Source organism: Loigolactobacillus rennini DSM 20253, assembly GCF_001436505.1.
GTDB classification, from domain to species: Bacteria; Bacillota; Bacilli; order Lactobacillales; family Lactobacillaceae; genus Loigolactobacillus; species Loigolactobacillus rennini.
This window is the reverse complement of the sequence record NZ_AYYI01000092.1, coordinates 1-17,770: the sequence shown is the minus strand read 5'-3', so window position 1 is coordinate 17,770 and position 17,770 is coordinate 1. Positions and strand designations below refer to the sequence as shown.

Annotated in this window: 20 protein-coding genes; 7 read left to right on the top strand and 13 right to left on the bottom strand. The window is 42.8% G+C overall.

Annotation, left to right across the window (positions count from 1 at the left end):
• Window positions 1-158 precede the first annotated feature (158 nt).
• The 10 genes from guaB to FC24_RS10075 all read right to left on the bottom strand — a co-directional run bounded on the left by guaB (window position 159) and on the right by FC24_RS10075 (window position 9,180).
• Window positions 159-1,646 carry an IMP dehydrogenase gene (guaB, locus tag FC24_RS10120; protein ID WP_057874749.1) on the bottom strand — a complete coding sequence of 496 codons (1,488 nt, stop codon included), beginning with the start codon at window positions 1,644-1,646 and terminating at the stop codon, window positions 159-161.
• 282 nt (window positions 1,647-1,928) lie between these two features.
• Window positions 1,929-2,207: a Txe/YoeB family addiction module toxin gene (locus FC24_RS10115; RefSeq protein WP_057874748.1), complete on the bottom strand. Its 279-nt coding sequence runs from the start codon at window positions 2,205-2,207 to the stop codon at window positions 1,929-1,931.
• Window positions 2,194-2,478, bottom strand: coding sequence for a type II toxin-antitoxin system Phd/YefM family antitoxin (locus tag FC24_RS10110; protein ID WP_057874747.1), 285 nt, complete (start codon window positions 2,476-2,478; stop codon window positions 2,194-2,196). Before FC24_RS10110 ends, FC24_RS10115 begins: the two co-directional genes overlap by 14 nt.
• A 585-nt stretch (window positions 2,479-3,063) precedes the next feature.
• Window positions 3,064-3,765 carry a DUF1129 domain-containing protein gene (locus tag FC24_RS10105; RefSeq protein ID WP_057874746.1) on the bottom strand — a complete coding sequence of 234 codons (702 nt, stop codon included), beginning with the start codon at window positions 3,763-3,765 and terminating at the stop codon, window positions 3,064-3,066.
• A 15-nt stretch (window positions 3,766-3,780) separates the two neighbouring features.
• Window positions 3,781-4,881: a redox-regulated ATPase YchF gene (ychF, locus tag FC24_RS10100; protein WP_057874745.1), complete on the bottom strand. Its 1,101-nt coding sequence runs from the start codon at window positions 4,879-4,881 to the stop codon at window positions 3,781-3,783.
• Between the two features lie 22 nt (window positions 4,882-4,903).
• Window positions 4,904-5,095, bottom strand: coding sequence for a DUF951 domain-containing protein (locus FC24_RS10095; RefSeq protein ID WP_057874744.1), 192 nt, complete (start codon window positions 5,093-5,095; stop codon window positions 4,904-4,906).
• Between the two features lie 28 nt (window positions 5,096-5,123).
• On the bottom strand, window positions 5,124-5,990 hold the full coding sequence (locus tag FC24_RS10090) for a ParB/RepB/Spo0J family partition protein (RefSeq protein WP_057874743.1): 867 nt from the start codon (window positions 5,988-5,990) through the stop codon (window positions 5,124-5,126).
• Window positions 5,983-6,747, bottom strand: a complete 765-nt coding sequence (locus FC24_RS10085) for a ParA family protein (protein ID WP_057874742.1) — start codon at window positions 6,745-6,747, stop codon at window positions 5,983-5,985. Before FC24_RS10085 ends, FC24_RS10090 begins: the two co-directional genes overlap by 8 nt.
• A gap of 46 nt (window positions 6,748-6,793) precedes the next feature.
• Window positions 6,794-7,531 (bottom strand): 16S rRNA (guanine(527)-N(7))-methyltransferase RsmG, encoded by a 738-nt coding sequence (gene rsmG, locus FC24_RS10080; protein ID WP_057874741.1) that lies wholly within the window; start codon window positions 7,529-7,531, stop codon window positions 6,794-6,796.
• A gap of 254 nt (window positions 7,532-7,785) precedes the next feature.
• Window positions 7,786-9,180: an FAD-binding oxidoreductase gene (locus tag FC24_RS10075; protein ID WP_057874740.1), complete on the bottom strand. Its 1,395-nt coding sequence runs from the start codon at window positions 9,178-9,180 to the stop codon at window positions 7,786-7,788.
• A gap of 259 nt (window positions 9,181-9,439) precedes the next feature.
• Between FC24_RS10075 and FC24_RS10070 the strand changes: the two genes are divergently transcribed.
• The 4 genes from FC24_RS10070 to FC24_RS11945 all read left to right on the top strand — a co-directional run bounded on the left by FC24_RS10070 (window position 9,440) and on the right by FC24_RS11945 (window position 12,150).
• Window positions 9,440-10,210, top strand: coding sequence for a tyrosine-protein phosphatase (locus tag FC24_RS10070; protein ID WP_057874739.1), 771 nt, complete (start codon window positions 9,440-9,442; stop codon window positions 10,208-10,210).
• Between the two features lie 138 nt (window positions 10,211-10,348).
• On the top strand, window positions 10,349-10,681 hold the full coding sequence (locus FC24_RS10065) for a hypothetical protein (RefSeq protein WP_057874738.1): 333 nt from the start codon (window positions 10,349-10,351) through the stop codon (window positions 10,679-10,681).
• 15 nt (window positions 10,682-10,696) lie between these two features.
• Window positions 10,697-11,377, top strand: coding sequence for a beta/alpha barrel domain-containing protein (locus FC24_RS10060; protein ID WP_057874737.1), 681 nt, complete (start codon window positions 10,697-10,699; stop codon window positions 11,375-11,377).
• 203 nt (window positions 11,378-11,580) lie between these two features.
• The gene (locus FC24_RS11945) at window positions 11,581-12,150 is read left to right on the top strand and encodes a DapH/DapD/GlmU-related protein (protein ID WP_057874736.1); all 570 of its coding nucleotides are present in this window, start codon (window positions 11,581-11,583) and stop codon (window positions 12,148-12,150) included.
• 120 nt (window positions 12,151-12,270) lie between these two features.
• Here the strand turns inward: FC24_RS11945 and FC24_RS10050 are convergent, their stop codons facing one another.
• Window positions 12,271-13,089 (bottom strand): glycosyltransferase family 2 protein, encoded by an 819-nt coding sequence (locus tag FC24_RS10050; protein WP_057874735.1) that lies wholly within the window; start codon window positions 13,087-13,089, stop codon window positions 12,271-12,273.
• Between the two features lie 216 nt (window positions 13,090-13,305).
• On the opposite strand from FC24_RS10050, the gene FC24_RS10045 reads away from it, so the two are divergent.
• Complete coding sequence (locus tag FC24_RS10045; protein WP_057874734.1) at window positions 13,306-14,616, top strand: NCS2 family permease; 1,311 nt, start codon at window positions 13,306-13,308, stop codon at window positions 14,614-14,616.
• Between the two features lie 182 nt (window positions 14,617-14,798).
• Here FC24_RS10045 and FC24_RS11380 read toward each other — a convergent pair whose 3' ends face one another.
• Together FC24_RS11380 and FC24_RS10040 are read right to left on the bottom strand one after the other, a co-directional pair.
• Entirely contained in the window at window positions 14,799-14,930 is a 132-nt protein-coding gene (locus tag FC24_RS11380) for a transposase (RefSeq protein WP_420805261.1), read from the bottom strand.
• Between the two features lie 126 nt (window positions 14,931-15,056).
• A complete protein-coding gene (locus tag FC24_RS10040; RefSeq protein WP_057874733.1) occupies window positions 15,057-15,392 on the bottom strand; it encodes a DUF1648 domain-containing protein in 336 nt (111 codons plus the stop codon).
• A gap of 350 nt (window positions 15,393-15,742) precedes the next feature.
• Between FC24_RS10040 and FC24_RS10035 the strand changes: the two genes are divergently transcribed.
• Window positions 15,743-16,915, top strand: a complete 1,173-nt coding sequence (locus tag FC24_RS10035) for an iron-containing alcohol dehydrogenase (protein ID WP_057874732.1) — start codon at window positions 15,743-15,745, stop codon at window positions 16,913-16,915.
• 91 nt (window positions 16,916-17,006) lie between these two features.
• Window positions 17,007-17,660: an HAD-IA family hydrolase gene (locus tag FC24_RS10030; RefSeq protein ID WP_157059124.1), complete on the top strand. Its 654-nt coding sequence runs from the start codon at window positions 17,007-17,009 to the stop codon at window positions 17,658-17,660.
• Window positions 17,661-17,770: the final 110 nt, after the last annotated feature.

Below are 17,770 nucleotides of genomic sequence, written 5' to 3'. Positions count from 1 at the left end.
AACCGCCTTTGATGTTTTATCCAGCATCGCTACCGTAAACGTGGTTTAACAAGCAGCTGTTTCCGTTTAGCTACGCCAGCCAAAACATTTGCTTCGCAAATAACTTGGCTGTCTAGGCTAGTACTCAACAGCTAAGCGCCTGTTAAACCACTCTTTTTTTATTGTACCGAATAATTTGGTGCTTCTTTTATGATTTGGACGTCGTGTGGGTGTGATTCGCGGAGGCCTGCTCCTGTGATTCGAACAAACTGTGCGTCATCAGCTAATGCTTTCAGGTTAGCCGCGCCGACATAACCCATGCCAGCCCGTAAACCACCAATCATTTGATAAACAATGTCCGCTAAGCTGCCTTTATAAGCAACGCGGCCTTCGATTCCTTCCGGTACCAATTTGTTGGCTTCGTTTACGCTGCTTTGGAAGTAACGGTCGGATGAACCATGAGTGCTGTCCATCGCTGCCATACTACCCATGCCCCGGTAAGTCTTAAAGCGACGGCCTTGGAAGATTTCAAATGAACCTGGCGATTCATCAGTTCCTGCTAACATAGAGCCTAACATGACAGCATTGCCACCAGCAGCTAATGCTTTCACAATATCGCCAGAATATTTAATGCCGCCATCGGCAATGATGGTTTTACCATATTCACGGGCCACGTTGGCGGCGTCGTAAACAGCGGTTAATTGTGGCACACCAACCCCAGCGACAATCCGAGTAGTACAGATTGAGCCTGGGCCAATCCCTACTTTAACCACATCGACACCAGCGTCGTAAAGTGCTTTAGTGGCAGCTGCTGTTGCGACATTACCAGCAATCAACGTTGCTTCTGGGAAACGGGCGCGGATTTCTTTAATTTTACGAATGACACCAGCAGAATGGCCATGGGCTGTATCAATCACAATGGCATCTGCACCGGCTTCCAGCAATGCATCTGCCCGTTCAAATGTATCGCTAGTCACACCGACAGCAGCGGCAACCAACAAGCGGCCCTGTGCATCTTTAGCAGCATTAGGAAATTGAACGGCCTTTTCAATGTCTTTGATGGTGACTAAACCGCTCAAACGTCCCGCATCATCCACCAGCGGTAATTTTTCGATTTTATGTTTTTGCAAAATCTGCTGTGCTTGGTTAAGCGGTGTGCCTTCAGCTGCTGTAACCAATGGTTCTTTAGTCATCGCCGTATCAATTGCAACTGAATAATCTGTGACAAACCGGATATCCCGATAAGTAATGATACCGACTAAACGCCGGTCTTCTAAAGAATTAACGATTGGTACACCGCTAATATGGTAACGCTTCATTAAATCTTCTGCTTCTTGAATCGAATGTTCTGGGGTTAAATAGAAAGGATCGACGATAACGCCATTTTCAGAACGTTTAACTTTGCGCACTTCATCGGCTTGTTGCTTGATGGTCATATTTTTGTGAATGACACCCAGCCCACCTTGCCGAGCCATTGCAATCGCCATGGTTGATGTCGTCACGGTGTCCATACTGGCACTCATCACGGGAATGTTCAGCTGCAAATTTTTAGCAAGCTTGACGCTGACATCAACATCATGCGGTAAAACGTGACTTTCTGCAGGAATTAATAAAACATCATCAAATGTATACCCTTGTTTGGCAAACTTTGTGTCCCAATTAGACATGGCGATTATCCACTCCTTATTGATTTTGCGCAGCAAATGCTTCGTTTAAGTTTACCGACTAACTTACCAAAGATATTGCCCAGCGTCAAGCGCCTTTAATCGTTTTTTCAGAAATAAAATGACAATAAGCATTATTTGTGTTCGGATTTTAGGATGATATTTTGTTTTTTCAATAAAATTGTTCGGCTATTGGCAACACATCATCTCTGTGATGCCGATTAATTTGTGATTGTATTGTGTTAGCAAAAAAAGCTGGCACCTAAATGTAGGCGCCAGCTAAGATTATTTGTAATGTGGCCAAGCGGATAATGATAATATCGTCACAATCTGCTTTGCTTTATCAACTTTATACACAACACGATGCTGTCCATTTAGCCGCCGTGAATATTTACCTGCTGCCGGCGGCGTTAGTTTTTCAAAAGACTGCGTTTCCTCAAATGGATTAGTTTTTAGCGTTGCCAAGATTTCGGAAAACGTGTCCCGTAAATAACTCTGCCGTACCTTTTTTAAATCACCGCGTGCCGAACGAACCATTTTAACCTGCCAATTACTTTGTTTCATCTTTGATTTCTTTATCAACTGATTTTTGCAAATCATCAACATCGACTGCATCATCATTTTCATGCGCTAGAGCAAATTGCAATTGCCCATTAGCAAGTAAAGCCATGGTTTCCTGCTGTGCCTCCCAATCACGCTTACTGAGTAGCACACCAGCAGTACTTTCATCTCCATTCGCTTTCGTAATGAAAACTGGCCGGCTATTGGCATTAACTTCCTTCAATAAATGATATAAATTTTGCCGTGCTTTTGTTGGTGTATAAATATCTGGCATTTACAGTCCCCCCTAGTTAATCGCATTATAGCGTACGTAACTACGTACGTCAATTTTTTAGCCCTTTAAAAATTAATTCAATTAAATTTATCGTCATTTAGATCTAAATAATTGATACGACTAGAATGTTCAAAATTAAAACTTAGTTGATGCTAAAAACGACTAGCTTCATCTGCTGAAGCTAGTCGTTTTACCTTGTTTGATTTCAATATTATTATCCAGCATCGCTGCCGTAAACGTGGTTTAAAAGGCAACTTCTTCCGTCTAGCTACAGCAGCCAAAACATTTGCTTCGCAAATAACTTGCCTGCTTAGGCTAGTACTCAAAAGTTAACCGCCTTTGATGTTTTATCCAGCATCGCTGCCGTAAACGTGGTTTAACAAGCAGCTGTTTTCGTCTGCCATGTTTCAACTCGGCGGTTTGCGCCGTAGTTGAATGGTCAACGTCTGTAGCATGAAAGATTTTCGGAACGAAAATCTCCCTCTTCTGCGGAATAGTAGCTACAAATCGGAGCCATTTGCTTCGCAAATAACTCCGATTTTAGGCTAATACTCAACAGCTAAGCGCTTGTTAAACCACTCTTTTCTAAAACACCGTATTCTGAATGTGGAAGCGGCGTTTTAAATAGATGCGTAGTGCTAATGTGACTGCTCCGATGGCAATGTAGGCTGCTACTGGTAAGTTGGCATTTATTGGGCCAGGAATCAGCATACTGATGGTATAAGTCCCGACCATAATAATGAAGAAGGACACTAAATATAACAGTAGTTTCCAGATTGGTGGCCGTCTGCGCTTCCCATCTTTAGAAGGTTGTAAGTTCATCTGCATCAGCATGATGCCGTAACCACCAACCAGTGAAATAATCAGCAAGGATAAAATGCCTGCTTGTCCTGCTTGGGTTTTTGTGCTTTTGCTGAAAAAGAACATAATCCCGTACATAAAGTTAAACACCATGAAAATCATCAGAGAACTGTCCATAAATAACAACCATTTATTTTGTTTAGCATCTGCTTTTTTATGCGGACCTTCGACAATTTCATTAACCCGTTCCGTTACCGTACCAAAAAGTTGACGTGCAGTTTGGCCATTTTTTTGGCTGATTAACAGTTGTGGAATCATGTCTTCAATGGCTTCTTCTTGTTTTTCCGGCGATAACTTCGTTTCTGCCAGCGCCTTTTTTAAGCGAAAGACATAGTCTTCGTTGCGCTTAGTTAGCTCTTCAGGCTTGCGTTGCCGTAGCTTATGTTGCTGCACGCCGGCATTGCGGCCCTGTTTTTGCTCACTCATCTTGATCCTCCTGTACTAAACATTAAATCTAAATTCAATGATGTCACCATCTTGAACAACATAGTCTTTACCTTCTAGACGTAAGCGGCCAGCTTCTTTGACTTTTTGCATACTGCCGTAATGATCAAGATCATCATATGACACAGTTTCAGCGCGGATAAAGCCACGTTCAAAGTCTGAATGGATAATACCGGCTGCTTGTGGCGCTTTAATACCGCGGCGGAAAGTCCATGCTCGCGTTTCTTTACCACCTGCAGTGAAGAAAGTCCCTAAGCCTAGCAAATGGTAAGATGCGCGGATTAGCCGGTTTAATCCAGGTTCCGTGACGCCTTCTGCTTCCAAAAAATCAGCTTTATCGGCATCGTCTAATTCAGCGATTTCTTCTTCAGTTTCCGCACAGACTGCAATGGTTTCCGCGCCTTCTTTTGCTGCATAATCCTTAATCTGCTGAACGTACGGTGACGCTTCCGGGTGCGCCATATCGGCTTCGGCAATGTTAGCCACATAAAGCACTGGTTTAGAAGTCAGCAAAAATAGGCCTTTAACAATCTTTTGTTCGTCTTCATCAAACTGAATCGAACGGACAGAACCACCATTTTCTAGCACTGGTTTAATTTTTTCCAAAACGGCTAATTCAGCTAAAGCGTCCTTGCTTTTTGATTTCGCATCCCGCTGTACTTTAGCCAAACGTTTGTCCACACTTTCCAAATCTGCTAAACCTAATTCTAAGTTAATGGTATCGATATCTTCCAAAGGCGCTACTTTCCCCGTGACGTGGGTGACGTTAGCATCGTCAAATGCCCGCACCACATGAACAATCGCGTCGACCCGACGAATATTTTCCAAAAACTTGTTGCCTAGACCTTCCCCTTTACTGGCACCTTTTACAATGCCAGCAATGTCGGTAAATTCAAAGGTAGTCGGTACGATTTTTTTTGCGGGAATAATTTCATCAATCCGGGCTAGCCGTGCATCTGGCACTTCAACCATACCCACATTTGGGTCGATAGTAGCAAATGGATAGTTTGCCATTTCCGCGCCTGCCTTAGTGATCGCGTTAAATAGAGTTGATTTGCCGACATTGGGTAAGCCGACAATTCCTGCTGTTAAAGCCATTGCTTGTCACTCGCTTCCTAAATTAATCCTGATTAGCTGCTTTTTCTAAAACCTTTTTCATTTTCCGGGTAAAATCACGCCGCGACATTAAGACAATATGGCGGCATTTGGTACATTGAATCTTAATATCCGCACCCATGCGGATAATTTGCCACCGGTTGGCACCGCAGGCATGCGGCTTTTTCATTTCAACAATATCACCTAAGTCGAACATTCTATCACCCCAAAATTAAGTTCATCTGTTACTCAGTTAAGCCTAACAAATCTAAAATCCGGTTTAAATCCGCTGTGGATAAATAATTAATTTCAATTTTACCCTTATCACCATGTGCTGCAATGTTAACCTTAGTTCCAAAATGTTTTTGCAGGCGGGTCTCACTAGCCCGTAAATAAGGCGATTTTTCTGGCTTAGCCGCCGGTTGTTTGGGTTTAACGGTATTTAACTGGGTGACTAAGCGCTCTAATTCACGAACAGTTAGTTTTTCTTTTAATGTCCGCTGCGCTAAAGCTGTCATTTTTGTTTTGTCCTTTAAACCTAACAGCGTTCGGGCCTGCCCCATTGAAAGTTGCTGGTCTTCTACCAATTTTTTCACGGGTGCCGGTAAAGCCAACAGCCGTAAATAATTTGCAATGTATGGCCGACTTTTGCCTAAACGCTGAGCCACTTGATCTTGCGTTAAATGCAATTTTTGCATCAACATCTGATAAGCACCAGCTTCTTCTAGTGGGTTCAAATCTTCGCGCTGTAAGTTTTCCAAGACGGTAATTTCCATCATCAACGCTTCATCAACTTTACGAATCAACGCGGGAATTTCCTTTTTACCGGCCAATTTTGACGCCCGCAAACGCCGCTCGCCAGCGATTAATTCGTAACCACTGATGCTTTGACGAACAATTACCGGCTGAAAAACGCCGTTTTCTTTAATCGACGTGGCCAATTCCGTTAAGCTTTGCTGGTCAAATTGGCGCCGCGGCTGGTAAGGATTAGGTCGAATTTCGCCGATGGGAATTGTAGTGACCTCTTCACTGGCCTGTGGTGTAGTAAAATCATCGAAGTCACTAAACAAGGCATCCATGCCCCGGCCTAAGCCTTTATGTTGTTTACTCATGTGCAGCTAACACTTCCTTTGCCAATAATTCATAAACTGCCGCCCCTTTGGAATGGGCATCATAATCGATCACCGGCAAACCGTGACTAGGTGCCTCAGATAGCCGGACATTGCGGGGAATGATGGTTTGGTAAACTTGCTTAGGAAAATAGCGTCGTACTTCTGCCACCACTTGCGCCCCTAAATTGGTCCTTGCATCATACATTGTCAACAAAACGCCTTCAATTTGCAAGCTTGGCTTAAAGTGTTTCTGCACCAATTTAATCGTATGCAGTAACTGACTGAGCCCTTCCAGCGCATAATATTCGCTTTGAACGGGAATTAAAATGCTATCACTGGCCGTAAACGCATTGATGGTTAAATTGCCTAAAGCAGGGGGACAATCGATTAAGACAAAATTATAAGCCGACTGAACAGGTGCTAAGCTTGCTTTCAAACGCGACTCTCGGGCCATTAAATTGGTCAGTTCAATTTCCGCACCAGCTAATTGCAATGTTGCAGGCACAATGGCCAAATTAGGACGCTGTGTTGGCAAAATTACTTTGGTCATCGGTAAATCATCAATTAAAACGTTATAAATGTCATGTTGAATGTTGTTTTTTTGGATGCCGACGCCACTGGTTGCGTTACCTTGCGCGTCTGTATCCACCAACAACACTTTTTGACCTTGTGCTGCTAGACAGGCCCCTAGATTAATGGCTGTGGTGGTTTTGCCCACACCGCCTTTTTGGTTGGCAATCGCAATAATTTGCGCCATAAAGTCAATTCCTTTCTACTACTAAGAATATCAAATTACCGGTAAATTATTCTGCTGGTGCCACCAAGGGTTTCCGGTTAGGCATGCCCGCACGCCGCGGGTAGCTTTTCGGCGTTTGCCGCCGTTTATCAATGATGACTAGCTGTCGTTGATCCCCTGTTTCTGGCAACGTAAATGCTGGAGAAGCTTGCACTTTCCCACCTAATTTTGTAATCGCATAATCTGCCGTTGCCAACTCATCTGCGGCTAATTGCCCTTTTAACGCCACAAACTGGCCACCTTTTTTCACTAACGGTAAACACAGTTCACTTAATACTGGCAATCGTGCAACTGCCCGCGCCGTAACCAAATCATAGCTTTCTCTGTGTGAGCTGCGTTTATTACCAAAAATCTCTGCACGCTCATGAAAAAAAGCCACATCACTGAGATTCAATGCGCCAGCTAACTGATTTAAAAAGTTAATGCGTTTATTTAGCGCATCCACAATCGTAACTTGCAATTGCGGAAAAACAATTTTTAACGGAATTGATGGAAAGCCTGCGCCTGCCCCCACATCGCAGATTGTTAATGCTTGACGCTGTAATTGCGGTAAGTAAAAGCTAGGTGTTAATGAATCATAAAAATGTTTCAAATAAACTTCTGGTTCCGCTGTAATGTTAGTTAAATTCATCTTCTGATTAATTGTCACCAAAAGATCAAAGTAGCGCTGAAATTGGGCCATTTGCTGTGTCGATAGCGTCACGCCTTGTGCGGCTAGAGCCGTTTTAAAAGTTGCTGGTGTCATCCCCAGCGCTCCTTTCTAAAAATTGAGGTTAGTTTATCTATTTCATCTCTCGTGAAACACAAATGTTTCACGCACCTACTAACTGTAACGAAAATTAGCGTTAAATGCAACCCGTGGTGCAATTGACCGTAATAAAAAATGCTTTATCTAGGAAACACTTGTTTCATTAGCCAGAAAGCGGGTAACAAACCACAGGAATTTCCTGATAAAGCACTTCTTTATTTAACTTTTAAACCGTGTCCAAAGCTAGCCTTTCAATCAATTTTCCGGCCAGGATTCAAAAGGTGCATCGGATCCAGCAAACTTTTGATCTGATGCTGTAATTGATCAACATCTGGCCCTAATTCTTCATTGTTCCACTGATTTTTCAACAAACCAACCGCGTGCTCACCTGAAATGGTGCCACCTAACCGCAATGCTTCACGAAACATCAACCGCAGTGCTCGGACTACTTTATCCGGCACTTCTTTTTGCGCTTTTGGCCAAACTAATGTTGGATGGACGTTGCCATCACCGGCGTGGCCTGCTGTATAAATCTGTACGTCTAGTTTTTTAGCAATTTCACTGATATAAGCCATCATTTGCGCCATTTTCGACAACGGTACTGCCATATCTTCCATTACATGGTTGCCGTTAGCAAAAACAGCCGGCAGCATATCTTGGCGCAGCTTTAATAATTTAGCCTGTTCATCTGGGACACTAGTTACCTGCAAATTTTGAGCGCCAAACTGCGCTAAAATTGCCTTTAATTTTTGCAAAATGGCTTGATCGCCGGTATCCAACCGTAAAATCAGCATGGCGCCATTATTTTGAGCATAATTTGTACCTTCATATTGATCCAAAGCCTGTAGTGTTGCACTGTCTAACGCTTCTAACATTGCTGGATAAACACCTGCAGCGCGTACTTCTGTCACTGCGGTCCCTAAGGTTTTCATATCCGGGAAATAAGCCACACCAGTAATTGGTTGTCCAAACGGAATCGGCATTAATTTAACGGTAATTTCTGTAATGATGCCTAAGGTACCTTCAGAACCAACAAATAATTGGGTTAAATTATAGCCAAAAGCCTGTTTTAGCGTCCGGTGCCCCAGCGTTAATTCGCGACCGTCAGCTAAGACCACCTTTAAACCTAAAACAGCATCCCACGTCGCACCATATTTAACCGTACTCATGCCACCTGCATTGGTCGCAACATTCCCGCCAATTGCAGACATTGCCTTCGAGCCGGGATCAGGTGCGTAAAACATCCCAACTTTACGAGCAGCAGCGTCTAAATCTTGGTTTACCACACCAGGTTGGACTACTGCGACTTGATCTTCCCGACTGACATCGATGATTTTGTTCATCCGCCGCGTTGATAAAATAATACCGTGGCCTAGTGCATCCGAACCTGAAACCGTACTGGTTGCTGTCGTTTGCGGAATCACTGGTAAATGAAATTGACGCGCTGTTTTCAAAACACCCTGAATATCTGCTACATCCGCTACTTCAACATACGCTAATAATGCACTGTCACCGGCACCTAAGCCATATTGACCAGATTGATGCTGTGCTAACGTTGTTTTATCAGTTGCAATCGCTGCGTGGGGCGCTTGCGCCTTCAAAAACGTGATGATTTCTTCATCAGTATAAGCTGGGAAATAAGCCATTTTAAAACTTCCTCTATCGTTATTTTAACAAACAGCTAAATTATATAGCTTACTAAAAGTAAGTGCAAGCTACTATTAACTAATTTTATTCTGTAATTTTGAAATAATATAACCATGCTGATTTTTAATGAAAATTATCATTCACTAACCTTGACCACCCTAGCTGTAATCGTCATACTGAAGTTAATAATAATGATTAATATGCGCAGCATAAACATGTTAATGCGCCCATAGCAACTTTCAGGAAGGAACGATTTTCATGCAACCACAACGTGTATTGGATTTAGAAGGCGGTGTGAATTTCCGCGAGCTCGGTGGTTACCCCACTACAGACGGCCGCCACGTGAAATGGCAAAAAATTCTGCGCGCCGGCGGTTTAGACCAGCTAACGCCCAGCGACATCGTACAATTAGGCAATTATGGTCTACGTTATGATATTGACCTACGCTCTAGTAGTGAAACCCAAACTTACCCGGATCGTTTGCCTGCGGCCGCAAAGTTGATCAAAGCTCCGGTGTACCCATTTAGTGATGAAAATGTTTTGCAAAGTTTAGACATTAAATTATCGCATCAAGGCCTAGGAATTTTTTCACGTGTCTACCAATTAATGGTTGCCGATGCCCACGCACAAGTAGCTTGGCGCAAGTTATTTCAAGCCATGTTGGCAAATACACAACCACAACAAAGTGTGGTCTTTCATTGTGCGGCGGGTAAAGATCGCACCGGGGTTGGGGCCATGCTAATTTTAAGTGCCTTAGGCGTTGCACCAGAAACCATTAAACGTGATTACCTACTCACTAACCAAATTTTTGGAGCTAGCAACCGGCAAAGCATCGCCCAAATTGTCGCTGAAAATGAAAGTGAAGACGTCACTAACAAAATGAACCAAATGCTGTCAGTAGAAGGTGCTAATATCGATGCCGTATTTGCGACTTTGCAGGCATTTGGCGGCATTGAACGCTATTTAACAGAACAAATCGGGCTAACCACTGCGAACTTAACGCAGTTACGCCGCGACTATTTAGCGTAAGTCTATCACATCAAACGGCTAGTTATGACGTATCAGCCTAGATTAGTGAATGAGTCCCCTAACGGACCGTTTGCTGCGATGATGATTTACAAAAAGGGATTACTTTTGTCACAACGTTATTTAGAATGAGGGTCACTAATGGCAACAACATTAAAACAATTACAAAATCAACTCAAAGCTGCAGCCCGAGAATCACCACTACTAATTTTTGAAGCTTGTAGTCGTAAAGATGGCAGCAAGTTTCGTGAAGTTTCTAATCGCCGGCGTTTTAACGACCTTAAAACTATGCTCAGTCAAAACTATCAACTGACCATTTTAGCCAACGACCTGACCGTTACTGAAACTGTAGTCCGTTGGGCAATAGCAGAAGCTAAACTGCACGATCAGCCAGAAGACGCTAAAAACCAAGCTAATTTCAAAACAATGACTAATGCAGTTTTAAAAGAAAATCAAATTGCGATTAATCAATGAAGGGATGTGGAACTGATGAAGCCAAAACCACCAGAAATTATGACGGAGCTCCGCCAAAACATTGTCCGTATGCCAGATGTGATCCGTAAAGCCAGTGGCATTGTCATTTTTGGCAAGCGCATCCGCTCGATTATTTTTTCAACGGACATTGCGATCATTAAAAACACAAACGCCGATGCGGTAATTGCAGTTTATCCGTTCACACCCCATCCAGCCATTATGCAAAGTATCAGCATGGTCGCGGACATTCCTGTTTTTTCTGGTGTGGGTGGCGGGTTAACCAGCGGCCGCCGCTCCGCTAATATCAGTCTGTTTGCAGAAAGTTTAGGCAGTATTGGTGTCGTGGTCAATGCGCCGACATCGCTAGAAACTATCCGCGTGATGAATGATATTATCGACATCCCGATTATTCTAACGGTGGTCACTGCCCACCAAGATTTAAAACCGCGGCTAGCCGCTGGCATTGATATCGTCAATGTTTCTGGGGGCCCACAAACGCCGGCATTAGTCGCACAGATCCGGCAACAATATCCCAAATTGCCCATCATCGCAACTGGCGGCAAAACCGACGCGGACATCGAAAATGTGATTGCAGCAGGCGCTAATGCTGTCACTTACACACCGCCGACAAACAGCGCGCTTTTTAAAACGAAAATGGCTCAGTACCGAGAAGCAGCACGCAAACATAATAACTAAATCAACGCGATCAAACCGAACAGCTAGTCATTACCGACTAGCTGTTTTTTTATGCTAACTATACTTTAAAGCTATACTAAAGCATATCATATCAATATTAGACATTGCTTAGTCAGCCACTTATACTAAAGACAATCAAATGAACAAGGAGCATTAGCAATGATTTTTCAAATTTTTAGAAACACCGGTGAGGCAAAATAAATATGACAACGGCCATTTTAAAACAGGCTTTAGCAGGAGAAACGCTGCAATTTATAGATCCCCGATTTGCCGAAATCACCAAAATCAACCAACAAAACAGCCGAATTCGCTCTGATTTAAACGGGCACGACCACACACCAGCTGAAGTTATTCAGCTGATTACGCAGATGACCAAGCAGCCAGTTTCAGCGACAAATTCAATTAATCCGCCCTTTTACAGTGACTTTGGGCGTCACATTTTCATGGGAGAAAATATTTTTATCAATCAACAATACTTTTTTGTCGATCTTGGGGGCATTTATATCGCTGATCACGTTTTAATTGGTCCTAGAGTAACAATTTTAACGGTTAATCATCAAGAACAGCCTGCTTTGCGGTGTAATGTGGTCTGCAAAGCCGTTCACATTCAGCAAGGGGCTTGGCTAGGTGCAAATGTCACTATTTTACCTGGCGTAACCGTCGGCGCAAATGCCATTGTCGGCGCTGGTGCATTGGTCACTAAAGACGTTCCGGCGAACACGATCGTCGGCGGTGTGCCTGCCAAGCCACTCCGACAAATTAAAACATCATAGTTAACTAATAAAAGTGGTTTCCAGCAGCTAAAAGTTGTTGAAAACCACTTTTGGGTTCATCAGATGCCGGTGCTTTTAATTTACCAGTAACCTTTGGGCAAAAATGATTCGTGAGGTGTCTTAATCATCTTGGCCAATATGGTAACGCTGGTGCATCCGTGCGATTAAATCACGATGGACTTTTTGCCGTCGCTGTGCCAGTAACTGGCCAAATTGTAACTCTGGATGCTGGCGCAATAACTGCTGAATCTTGTCTAATGCTTTGAGTTCTTCTGGTACCGTGTGGACTGACCATTGATGAATCGCACTATCATGGCGCGTAACATAATGGTATTGTGGTGCAGCCTTGTAACGAAAATGTTGTGTTTGCAACACATAAGCCACATTAAACAGCTGGTCTTCCATCAAAGTTACACTTTCATCAAACCGTAAATTAGCTTGCCGAATGACGTCCAGCCGGTAACATTTATTCCATAAAAAGCCACGAATATCACCGCTAGGTTTTAAAATAGCCAGCAAAGCCGCTTTTTGCGTAAACGTACAATCATGATTTTTACCTAGCAATACTTTTAAACTGGGCCAATCCGTATGGTAACCGCATAAAGCCATATCAGTAGGCGCTAAAGCCATCTGCTGGACAAAACTTTCTAAATAAGTCGGCTCACACCAATCATCGCCATCGACGAAACAGACATAATCGCCCTGCGCTTGGCGTAGTCCTACATTACGAGCCGCCGACACACCGCGATTTTTTGGCTGTCGCCATAGTTGAAACCGAGCATCTTTTTGTACCCACTGTTTTAAAATCTCAGTAGAGCCATCGGTGGAACCATCATCGATTAGCCACACTTCAAAGTGAGGGTAAGTTTGCGTTTGTAAACTGGTTAAACAGCGCGCTAAATAAGCTGCTAAATTATAAACTGGCACAATTACGGTCACTTATTTGATCGCCGTCATGTTTTCATCACCTTTGCCCTTCAGTATAACAGGACTAAGGATTTTGTAATAATTTGTTGTATCTTTATAAAAACGAACAATAAATATTTATTTAAGTTTAAAGTTAACTTTTCATTGAAATTAAATGCTTTTTAAGTTAGTATAATAGCTGTAATCAATTAATTAACGAACAATATGACTAATGGAGGGCAAATCGTTTTGAAAGAAAAGCTAGTGCAATACTTTGATCTACCACAGTTGCAGACCAACATGCGGCGGGAAATCTTGGCTGGATTCACCACATTTATTTCCATGGCTTACATTTTATTCGTTAATCCCAGTGTTTTAGGGGCAACAGGCATGGACAAGGGGGCTGTTTTTACAGCAACGGCCATTGCCAGCGCGCTAGGTTGTATTTTAATGGGCGTATTAGCCAAATACCCGATTGCGATCGCCCCAGGATTAGGCGTCAACGCCTTTTTTGCCTACTCTGTGGTCATCGGCATGAAAATTCCTTGGCAAACCGCATTAGCTGGCGTCTTTGTCGCATCGCTAATCTTTATTTTAATCACAGTGCTAAAATTACGGGAAACCATTATTAACGCGATTCCTCGTAACTTAAAGTTAGCGATTGCCGCCGGAATCGGCTTATTCATCGCCTTTTTAGGGTTACATAACGGTGGCTTGATCGTCGCAAACGAATCAACCGTGGTTGGGTTAGGGCCGCTGACGGTTGGCACCACTTGGTTAACTGTTTTCGGCTTAATCATCACTGCAATTTTAATGGTACGGCGGATCCCCGGTGCGATTTTTATCGGGATGGTTGCTACCACAATTTTAGGCTTAGTCACTGGTTTAATTGCCATGCCAAGCGCAATCATTGCCGGCGCACCTAGCATTAAATCCACCTTTATGGTGGGCGCCATGCACATCGGTGACATTAACTCCTTGCAATTGGTTGTCGTGGTCCTAACCTTCTTATTGGTCACCTTTTTCGATACTGCCGGCACGTTAGTCGGATTGGCAGAGCAAGCTGGCTTTATGAAAAATAATAAAATGCCCCGCGTCGGTAAAGCTTTACTCGCTGATTCTAGTTCCATGCTAGTGGGATCGTTGCTGGGAACTTCACCAACATCAGCTTTTGTTGAATCCTCTGCCGGCATTGCTGTAGGTGGCCGTTCTGGTTTAACTGCCGTCACCACTGGATTATTGTTTATCGGCGGCCTCTTCTTTTCACCGCTGTTAGCCGTGGTCACCAACCAAGTAACCGCGCCAGCGCTGATTATCGTCGGAGTTCTGATGGCGCAATCGTTGCGTGAAATCGAATGGCATAAAATGGAAATTGCCATCCCAGCCTTTTTAATCGTCTTAGGCATGCCGCTAACTTACAGTATCTCTGATGGCATTGCCTTAGGTTTCATTATGTACCCACTAACCATGATCGCTGCTAAACGCGGTAAAGAGGTTCATCCTTTAATGTACGCCTTATTCTTTGTTTTCGTTTTATTCATTTGGATATTGAATCAGTAAAATAACATTGGTCTAATCGTCGTCTACGGCCCAAAACTACACTCCAATACATTACAAACCACTTATATTCAATATAGTAATAACCTTACTCGCCTAAAATAGTTTAACTATTTTGGCTCTTCGTCAATTGTTGCTAGTAAATTAATTATAAAAGCCCTAATCGCTTTGTGACTAGGGCTTTTTTATCTGGATACGAAAACATTAAGGACTCTAATTCTAAATTTGAAAAAGTTTCGACAGCCAAAACTACCTCTTTTGATCGCTTTGATTTTATTATTCGAGTCCTCTAAAGGGCCATTTGAATACGACGTAATAAAGGTATTATGAATTTCATCATGATGTGTTTGTAGTATGTTAAGTACTCAGTTGTTAGATGTATCGGCAATAGTAATATTAATTGATTACACTTTAAATACATTAATTTAGTTTCAAAAATCGTATTAGCTTAACGCTATTTGATTTCCCATAAGCAAAACAAATATGATAAGAAGTACTAATCCAAGAGCTATGTATTTCCATTCATTTGCGAGAATGACGTTTAATTCAAGCATTTGCAATTTTTGTCTTTTCTTTTTAGAAATATATATTAAAACTTCATTAATTATAATTTGAAGAACTGGCAACAAAAACATCTGATAAGCGGTACCCATGCTATCAACTCTATCATTAATAGCAATGTGAGTTGCAATATATTTAGGGGCTTTAAAATAAAAATATATACCTGCAAAAACACAAATGATAGAGATAGTCCTGAGAGTCAGTTTTAATTTTCTCAAAGTATAATTCCCCTTTTTACATACTAACATAGCTCTTTGCAATGTATTATGCAAATTTATTTAAACTACTATAGAGTGTAAATTTAACAAAGGATAAATAATTTATTATTTTATTACTCATATTAACAACCGTAGCTATTAGTGTTTCTTTGATAATGGCAGATTGCAAGAAATATACTGACAGTAAAATTAATCATTACGGTTTAAACCGCCGACAAATTAGCACTTTATTGCACAATTAAGGGACTTTTACCCAAAAACGATTGCAAACTGTAAACTTATTAGTTATAATTGCTTTGTGAAATTGGTACTAATTGTTTTCAAAACTTCCGAAAGAAGGCATTTGTATAATGGCTGAACGTAGTTATGACTTTCTGATGCCCAGCGTCAATTTCTTTGGCCCTGGTGTCATTAGTAGGATTGGTGATCGAGCAAAGATGTTAGGGATGAAAAAGCCCGTTATCGTCACGGATAAGTTCCTTGAGGGTTTAAAGGACGGCGCCGTGGAACAGACTTTGGATTCTTTAAAGGCTGCTGGTGTGGACTACGTTGTTTACAACAACGTTGAACCCAACCCTAAGATTCGTAACATCAAAGAAGTTAAGAAACTTTACGAAGAATCCGGTGCGGACTCCATCATCACTGTTGGTGGGGGTTCTGCTCACGATACTGGTAAAGGTGCCGGCATTATTTTGACTAATGGCGACGACATTACCAAGTTGGCTGGGATTGAAACACTCGACAAGGCTTTGCCACCATTAATCGCCGTTAACACGACGGCCGGTACTGGTTCTGAATTAACCCGTCACGCGGTTATCACGAATGAAGAAACCCACTTGAAGTTCGTGGTTGTTTCATGGCGGAACATTCCGTTGGTTTCATTCAACGACCCAACTCTGATGCTCGATGTGCCTAAGGGCTTAACCGCAGCTACTGGGATGGATGCCTTCGTTCAAGCCGTTGAACCTTACGTTTCCGTTGACCACAACCCTATCACCGACTCACAATGTGTGGAAGCTATCAAGTTAATTGAAACTTCCCTTCGTGAAGCCGTTGCTAACGGCCACAACTTGGACGCTCGGACTAAGATGGTCGAAGCTGAAATGTTAGCCGGGATGGCCTTCAACAACGCCAACTTGGGTTACGTTCATGCCATGGCTCACCAACTCGGTGGTCAATACAACGCACCTCATGGTGTTTGCTGTGCCTTACTTCTACCTTACGTTGAAGAATATAACATCATTGCTTGCCCAGATCGTTTCGCCCAATTGGCTGAAATTATGGGTGAAAACACTGAAGGCCTATCAACGCGGGATGCTGCCGAATTAGCCATCAAGGCCATGAAGCAATTATCCGAAGACGTTGGTATTCCTCACTCAATCAAAGAAATTGGTGCTAAGCCAGAAGACTTTGAATTGATGGCTGAAAATGCCTTGAAGGATGGGAATGCTTTCTCTAACCCTCGTAAGGGGACAAAGGAAGATATCATCAAGATTTTCCAAGCTGCCTACGACGCTGAATAATTTAACGTAATATGATGAAAAGCCGCCGAATTTCGACGGCTTTTTTAGTGTTTGTGCGTATACTTAAAGGTAGTCAGAGAGGAGTCTCATCATGGAAAAATACTTAACGTTTGACTGCTACGGTACACTACTCAATGAAGAGGCAACCTACGCAGCCATCGAAACAGTTGCTGATAAAATCGGCGTCGATCCACGACTAGCCCGGCAACGCTTTATCACCTATCAAGATAGTCGGGATAACATGCATCCTTATCTCGATTACGCCATTTTGACGCGTAATAACTTGATTCATCTCGATTATCAATTTGGTCTAACCCATCAGTTCGAACGCTATTACGTAGATGTTCTGATCGCTCACCGTAGTTTAAAGCCTTTTCCCGAGGTCATTGGCACCTTAAAGACGCTGCAACAACGCGGTTATCACTTAATCATGATGTCCAATTCATCATGGGATATTATTCCCGCCAACGCTGCGGCTTTAGAAGTTCCCCTTGATATTTGGACTGCTGAGGATGTTCACACGTATAAGCCTGACCCGGTTTTCTTCAAAACAGTGGCAGCACACTATGATTTGACCCCAGCAAACCATTGGCACATTGCTCAAGGATACGGTAGCGACATTGTCACAACCGATGCGCTTGGCTGGCGGTCAATTTGGGTAAACCGTGACCACGCCACTCCCACAACCACTGCACGACCAACACATGAGGTCCATAACTTGGCTGAGATACTCCAATGGCTGTAACAAGTACTACCTGCTAAAAAACTAGGCAATGTCCCCTACGGACACTGTCTAGCTTTTTTGGAAGTTTGTCAAATGGTGTTGAAGGATAGTTTCTATCCTTTGGAGATCTC

Excerpts from the sequence above, each read along its gene's own strand:
- guaB (WP_057874749.1), bottom strand. The coding sequence starts at position 1,646 with ATGTCTAATTGGGACACAAAGTTTGCCAAACAAGGGTATACATTTGAT.
- FC24_RS10115 (WP_057874748.1), bottom strand. The coding sequence starts at position 2,207 with ATGAAACAAAGTAATTGGCAGGTTAAAATGGTTCGTTCGGCACGCGGT.
- FC24_RS10110 (WP_057874747.1), bottom strand. The coding sequence starts at position 2,478 with ATGCCAGATATTTATACACCAACAAAAGCACGGCAAAATTTATATCAT.
- FC24_RS10105 (WP_057874746.1), bottom strand. The coding sequence starts at position 3,765 with ATGAGTGAGCAAAAACAGGGCCGCAATGCCGGCGTGCAGCAACATAAG.
- ychF (WP_057874745.1), bottom strand. The coding sequence starts at position 4,881 with ATGGCTTTAACAGCAGGAATTGTCGGCTTACCCAATGTCGGCAAATCA.
- FC24_RS10095 (WP_057874744.1), bottom strand. The coding sequence starts at position 5,095 with ATGTTCGACTTAGGTGATATTGTTGAAATGAAAAAGCCGCATGCCTGC.
- FC24_RS10090 (WP_057874743.1), bottom strand. The coding sequence starts at position 5,990 with ATGAGTAAACAACATAAAGGCTTAGGCCGGGGCATGGATGCCTTGTTT.
- FC24_RS10085 (WP_057874742.1), bottom strand. The coding sequence starts at position 6,747 with ATGGCGCAAATTATTGCGATTGCCAACCAAAAAGGCGGTGTGGGCAAA.
- rsmG (WP_057874741.1), bottom strand. The coding sequence starts at position 7,531 with ATGACACCAGCAACTTTTAAAACGGCTCTAGCCGCACAAGGCGTGACG.
- FC24_RS10075 (WP_057874740.1), bottom strand. The coding sequence starts at position 9,180 with ATGGCTTATTTCCCAGCTTATACTGATGAAGAAATCATCACGTTTTTG.
- FC24_RS10070 (WP_057874739.1), top strand. The coding sequence starts at position 9,440 with ATGCAACCACAACGTGTATTGGATTTAGAAGGCGGTGTGAATTTCCGC.
- FC24_RS10065 (WP_057874738.1), top strand. The coding sequence starts at position 10,349 with ATGGCAACAACATTAAAACAATTACAAAATCAACTCAAAGCTGCAGCC.
- FC24_RS10060 (WP_057874737.1), top strand. The coding sequence starts at position 10,697 with ATGAAGCCAAAACCACCAGAAATTATGACGGAGCTCCGCCAAAACATT.
- FC24_RS11945 (WP_057874736.1), top strand. The coding sequence starts at position 11,581 with ATGACAACGGCCATTTTAAAACAGGCTTTAGCAGGAGAAACGCTGCAA.
- FC24_RS10035 (WP_057874732.1), top strand. The coding sequence starts at position 15,743 with ATGGCTGAACGTAGTTATGACTTTCTGATGCCCAGCGTCAATTTCTTT.
- FC24_RS10030 (WP_157059124.1), top strand. The coding sequence starts at position 17,007 with ATGGAAAAATACTTAACGTTTGACTGCTACGGTACACTACTCAATGAA.